The sequence below is a fragment of the Mixta sp. genome (genome assembly GCF_024610815.1).
In the GTDB taxonomy this organism is placed as follows: Bacteria; Pseudomonadota; Gammaproteobacteria; order Enterobacterales; family Enterobacteriaceae; genus Mixta; species Mixta calida.
The window spans coordinates 1-6,051 of sequence record NZ_JANION010000108.1 but is presented as its reverse complement, the minus strand read 5'-3'; the positions used below and the strand labels follow the sequence as shown (position 1 = coordinate 6,051).

The following is a 6,051-nucleotide window of genomic DNA, read 5'->3' as shown; positions in this document are numbered from 1 at the left end:
ATCTCAGATATAAAAAAAGGAAGCCGCTGGCTTCCTTTTTTTATGGGTGTGGCCTGGTGAAACTAAGTACAACAAAATGACCAATAAAAAACCCCATCGCTAAATGGGGTTAAGAGAAGCACCCTGAACAGGAATTACAGCAGAAAATCGTCCAGCTGTTTGCCTTCCTCTTCAATGGCTTTCTTGATTACCGCAGGCGTGCGGCCCTGGCCGGTCCAGGTTTTCGTTTCGCCATTTTCATCAACGTACTTATATTTAGCCGGACGTGCAGCGCGTTTAGCTTTGCCGCTGGTTTTCGTCGCAGCCATCGTCTGCAGCAGTTCATTCGGGTCAATACCGTCAGCGATCAGCATTTCACGGTACTGTTGAAGTTTACGCGTACGCTCTTCAATTTCAGCCTGCGCCTGGCTTTCTTCTTCACGGCGTTCGTTAACGATCACTTCCAGCTTTTCCAGCATTTCTTCCAGAGTTTCCAGAGTACATTCTCTGGCCTGGGCGCGCAGTGTACGGATGTTGTTCAGAATTTTAAGTGCTTCGCTCATTGTCCTAATCTCAAAATATATTGGGTGGGAGAAATGTTCTGCCTGATAATAATAGAGGTGGAAAAAAGGAACTGCAATAGTTAATTTTGTAAGAAATTCACAAAGCCTTTTTAAAGTGAGATTTGCTTAACGTAATTGATGGAAAGTTATAGATGCCGGAAGCGAAAATAAGCGTGCTGCATTTAAACGATGACTTAAACATCCCCAGGGTTCTGAGGGGTTATCGGTTCAGGTTAACGCATTAAAACATCGCATAACTTAAAGTACGGGCGACAATAGGTGTAAATCCGCCTACGTTATCGCTGCTTAAAAGCCGTATAATAACAATCGGGCCTGAAGTTTTATCATTTTATGCCCCTGTCATACATTACGATTCGGCGGGCTGAGACGATAAACAAGCGTTGCGGTTAACCGGATATAGATATAGCGAGGTAAGGACTTCCTGCCTGGAAGCGCTGTGATACAATCCGCGCTGCTGTCTTCCTGTTTAACCCTTTTGGCGGAGTTCGCCCTTATGGCTCAGCTTTATTTCTATTACTCGGCGATGAATGCCGGCAAATCTACTGCATTGTTGCAGTCTTCTTATAATTATCAGGAAAGGGGGATGCGTACGCTGGTCTGGACTGCGGAGATAGACGATCGCTTTGGCAGCGGCAAAGTCAGTTCGCGCATCGGCCTTTCTTCGCCCGCTAAATTGTTTAATAATCAGACTTTGCTGATGCGTGAAATTACTGAAGAACATCAAAAAAAACCGATACATTGCATCCTGATTGATGAGTGCCAATTTTTAACGCGCGATCAGGTACGAGAACTTTCTGATGTTGTCGATTATCTGGATATTCCCGTGTTGTGTTATGGCTTGCGTACTGATTTCCTCGGGGAATTATTTAGCGGCAGCCAGTATTTATTAGCCTGGGCTGATAAGCTTATCGAATTAAAAACGGTTTGTTATTGCGGCCGCAAAGCGGGCATGGTGTTGCGTCTGGACAGCAACGGTCGGCCTTACGCGGAAGGGGAGCAGGTCGTCATCGGCGGTAATGAGCGTTATGTTTCCGTCTGCCGTAAGCACTATAAAGATGCGCTTTCCAGCGGCTTTCTGGCGCCTGTTTCGCCGGAAGTAAAGGGGTAGCTACCACACAAAGAGAATCGCCGCTCAGCGCGGCTTACAGCGCGTTTAAGCACGGCTGGCAGGTTTTATAGCGCTCAGTGTCACCGCGTCGGCACCTCCTCAACAGCTATAAGAGATAATGATAAACGCGTTTGCCGCAGCAATAAAAAAACCCGCCGAAGCGGGTTTTTTATCAGGCCTTACAATCAGGCTTTTTTAGTTTTCTTTTCGACCTTCGTCTGCTGAACCGGCTGTGCGCTAATCGCTTCAGATACAGAATCGAAGGGTTCTGCATATTCACGGCCGTAGAAGGTGTCCAGCATAATCTGTTTCAGCTCGGCGATTAGCGGGTAACGCGGGTTAGCGCCGGTGCACTGGTCGTCGAACGCATCTTCAGCCAGCTTATCCACTTTCGCGAGGAAGTCAGCTTCCTGTACGCCCGCTTCGCGGATGGATTTCGGGATGCCCAGCTGTGCTTTGATCTCTTCAAGCCATACCAGCAGTTTTTCAATTTTCTGCGCGGTGCGGTCGCCAGGTGCGCTCAGGCCCAGATGATCGGCCACTTCTGCGTAGCGACGGCGCGCCTGCGGACGGTCGTACTGGCTAAACGCGGTCTGCTTAGTCGGATTGTCATTGGCGTTGTAGCGAATAACATTCGAAATCAGCAGGGCATTAGCCAGACCGTGCGGAATATGGAACTCGGAGCCCAGTTTATGCGCCATGGAGTGACATACGCCGAGGAAGGCGTTGGCGAAAGCGATGCCGGCGATAGTCGCAGCGTTATGCACGCGTTCACGCGCCACCGGATTTTTCGCACCGTCACGGTAGCTGGCCGGCAGGTTTTCTTTCAGCAGCTTAAGCGCCTGCAGAGCCTGGCCGTCTGAATATTCGTTTGCCAGCACGGAGACATAAGCTTCCAGCGCATGGGTCACCGCATCGAGGCCGCCGAAAGCGGTCAGGGATTTCGGCATATTCAGCACCAGGTTGGCATCGACAATCGCCATATCCGGGGTCAGCGCATAGTCAGCTAAAGGATATTTCTGACCGGTAGCGTCGTCGGTCACTACGGCGAAAGGCGTAACTTCTGAACCGGTGCCGGAGGTGGTGGTGATCGCCACCATTTTCGCTTTAACACCCATTTTCGGGAATTTATAGATACGTTTGCGGATATCCATAAAGCGCAGCGCCAGCTCTTCAAAATGGGTTTCTGGATGTTCATACATCACCCACATAATTTTCGCGGCGTCCATCGGCGAACCGCCGCCAAGAGCGATAATCACGTCCGGTTTAAAGGAGTTCATCTGCTCGGCGCCTTTACGCACGATGCTCAGCGTCGGGTCAGCTTCCACCTCAAAGAAAATTTCCGTTTCGATGCCATGAGATTTCAGCACTGAGGTGATCTGATCGGCATAGCCGTTATTGAACAGGAAGCGGTCGGTGACGATGAATGCGCGTTTCGCACCGTCGGTCGCCACTTCTTCCAGAGCGATCGGCAGAGAGCCACGACGGAAGTAAATGGATTTAGGAAGTTTATGCCACAACATATTCTCAGCTCGCTTGGCCACGGTTTTCTTATTGATAAGATGTTTAGGACCGACGTTCTCCGAAATGGAGTTGCCGCCCCAGGAGCCGCAGCCCAGCGTCAGAGAAGGGGCCAGTTTAAAGTTATACAGATCGCCGATGCCGCCCTGAGAAGCAGGCGTGTTGATCAGGATGCGCGCGGTTTTCATTTTGTCGCCAAAATAGTTCACGCGTTCGCGCTGGTTGTCCTGGTCGGTATAGAGGCAGGAGGTATGGCCGATGCCGCCCATCGCGACCAGTTTCTCCGCTTTTTCTACCGCCTGTTCGAAGTTTTCCGCGCGGTACATCGCCAGCGTCGGAGAGAGTTTCTCATGAGCGAATGGCTCGGATTCATCCACCAGCTGCACTTCGCCAATCAGAATCTTGGTGCTGGACGGAACGTTGATGCCCGCCATTTCAGCGATTTTCACCGCTGGCTGTCCAACGATAGCGGCGTTGAGCGCGCCGTTTTTCAGAATGATATCCTGTACCGCCTTCAATTCAGCGCCCTGCAGCAGATAGCCGCCGTGGCTGGCGAAACGTTCGCGTACTGCGTCATACACTGAATCCACAACGATAACGGACTGTTCGGAAGCGCAGATAACGCCGTTATCGAAGGTTTTGGACATCAGAATAGATGCCACTGCGCGTTTAATATCGGCGGTTTCGTCAATCACCACCGGGGTGTTGCCAGCGCCGACGCCGATAGCCGGTTTGCCTGAGCTGTAAGCCGCTTTCACCATGCCCGGTCCGCCGGTAGCGAGGATCAGGTTGATGTCAGGATGGTGCATCAGCTGGTTAGAAAGCTCGACGGAAGGCTGATCGATCCAGCCGATAATATCTTTCGGCGCGCCAGCGGCGATAGCCGCCTGCAGTACGATATCCGCCGCTTTGTTGGTGGCGTCTTTGGCGCGCGGATGTGGCGAGAAGATAATACCGTTACGGGTTTTCAGGCTGATCAGCGCTTTAAAGATAGCGGTGGATGTCGGGTTGGTGGTAGGAACGATACCGCAGATCAGGCCGGTAGGCTCGGCGATGGTGATGGTGCCGAAAGTATCGTCAGTATCGAGGATGCCGCAGGTTTTTTCATCTTTATAGGCATTGTAAATATATTCGGAGGCAAAGTGGTTTTTAATCACTTTATCTTCCACAATACCCATACCTGATTCGGCAACGGCCATTTTAGCCAGCGGAATACGGGCGTCGGCAGCAGCCAGCGCGGCAGCGCGGAAAATGGTGTCGACCTGTTCTTGAGTGAAATTGGCGTATTCGCGCTGTGCTTTTTTTACACGTTCAACAAGTGCGTTAAGTTCAGCGACATTGGTAACGGCCATAATGCTCTCCTGATGGAAGTTAAACTTTTTTAGTAAACGAGCCTGAATGCAAGCTTGCTGCCTGAACAACTGAGCATTACCGTTATGCAGGGCGCGCGATTTGCGTGTTACTGGCTCCAACCGTTTACTGAAAAAGTTTCTATGGCGATGGCGCGCCGCTATCAGGCGAAGCGCTGTCGTTATCACGTCCTTTTGATGAGTTGAGCTTACCTGGAATGAGGTATGGCCTTGTTGATTTAGATCAATATTCCTTGAAGCTGACACCTTTCAGCATGATTATTTTTTGATCTTTGTCACACCTCATACGATGCTCGGCAAGTGTCATGTCATGGCGAGATAAATGCTATGAAAGTTACGATAAGCAGTTTTTATTACTCTTTGAGCGCCTTTATTCAAATCTTTAAACTGATATATATGGCTGGCGAATAACGGTTTTTCCATTAAATTAAAGCCGTTCTCATTGGCGCAATCACGGAGTGGTTTGTGAATACCCTGGCACTGGATTTGTCTGGCTACATTAAGTTTTTTGTCGGCCTGTTCGCGCTGGTAAATCCGGTCGGCATTATTCCGGTATTTATTAGTATGACCAGCTACCAGGCGGTAGCGGAAAGGAATAAAACCAACCTGACGGCAAACCTTGCCGTTGCTATCATCCTCTGGACTTCGCTGTTTCTCGGCGACGCCATCCTGCATATCTTCGGTATTTCAATCGATTCCTTCCGTATCGCCGGCGGCATCCTGGTGGTGACCATCGCCATGTCGATGATCAGCGGCAAGCTGGGCGAGGATAAACAGAATAAGCAGGAGAAATCAGAAACCGCCGTGCGGGAAAGTATTGGCGTCGTGCCGTTGGCGCTGCCGCTGATGGCGGGGCCCGGCGCCATCAGCTCCACCATCGTCTGGAGCACGCGCTACCATAGCTGGGTCAATCTGTTTGCCTTCAGCGTAGCGATTGCGCTTTTTGCCTTCTGCTGTTGGCTGCTGTTTCGCGCCGCGCCGATGATGGTACGCGTGCTGGGTCAGACCGGCATTAACGTGATCACCCGTATTATGGGGCTGCTGCTGATGGCGCTGGGCATTGAGTTTATTGTCACCGGCATGAAAGCAATTTTTCCCGGCCTGCTGAACTGACGCTTCGTTACTAAAACAACCGACTTACTTTGCGTCGGCTAACACTTTAAACGCGACTTAATTTCCGCTGTAAAATACCATTCTGCTTCTAAATAGTGCATAAGATTGATTTTATGCACTATTTTGGTGCGTTTATTCATTCCGCTTAATGACAGCTGACGGTTATTAGCTTTGCTGCTCAAGATACGGCTATTAATCTTTTCGTGCGAAAAAATGTGACTATTTTCACATCATCTCATGCGCTATTTTTTTCATTTATAAGGCGTTTATCAGGGGGTTCGCGCCGCCCGCCAGGTAAAAAAACTGGGTTAATCCTTCGTTATGAGTTTTTGAGCGTTTTGTAAGCATATGGTTTACAAAACCGCTGCCCCTGTAC

At 50.1% G+C, this 6,051-nt stretch carries 4 protein-coding genes; 2 read left to right on the top strand and 2 right to left on the bottom strand.

Going from position 1 to position 6,051, the window contains the following annotated elements; translation table 11 throughout:
* Positions 1-134: 134 nt before the first annotated feature.
* Positions 135-542 (bottom strand): histone-like nucleoid-structuring protein H-NS, encoded by a 408-nt coding sequence (gene hns, locus MYY08_RS07605; RefSeq protein ID WP_038625860.1) that lies wholly within the window; start codon positions 540-542, stop codon positions 135-137.
* A gap of 514 nt (positions 543-1,056) precedes the next feature.
* Between hns and tdk the strand changes: the two genes are divergently transcribed.
* Positions 1,057-1,671, top strand: coding sequence for a thymidine kinase (tdk, locus tag MYY08_RS07600; RefSeq protein ID WP_038629981.1), 615 nt, complete (start codon positions 1,057-1,059; stop codon positions 1,669-1,671).
* A gap of 185 nt (positions 1,672-1,856) precedes the next feature.
* Here tdk and adhE read toward each other — a convergent pair whose 3' ends face one another.
* Entirely contained in the window at positions 1,857-4,544 is a 2,688-nt protein-coding gene (gene adhE / locus MYY08_RS07595; RefSeq protein ID WP_038625862.1) for a bifunctional acetaldehyde-CoA/alcohol dehydrogenase, read from the bottom strand.
* A gap of 483 nt (positions 4,545-5,027) precedes the next feature.
* On the opposite strand from adhE, the gene MYY08_RS07590 reads away from it, so the two are divergent.
* Positions 5,028-5,675, top strand: coding sequence for a YchE family NAAT transporter (locus MYY08_RS07590; RefSeq protein ID WP_038625864.1), 648 nt, complete (start codon positions 5,028-5,030; stop codon positions 5,673-5,675).
* The last annotated feature ends 376 nt before the right edge of the window (positions 5,676-6,051 follow it).

Bases quoted from the DNA above. Each gene is read 5' to 3' on its own strand.
- hns (WP_038625860.1), bottom strand. From the start codon at position 542: ATGAGCGAAGCACTTAAAATTCTGAACAACATCCGTACACTGCGCGCC.
- tdk (WP_038629981.1), top strand. From the start codon at position 1,057: ATGGCTCAGCTTTATTTCTATTACTCGGCGATGAATGCCGGCAAATCT.
- adhE (WP_038625862.1), bottom strand. From the start codon at position 4,544: ATGGCCGTTACCAATGTCGCTGAACTTAACGCACTTGTTGAACGTGTA.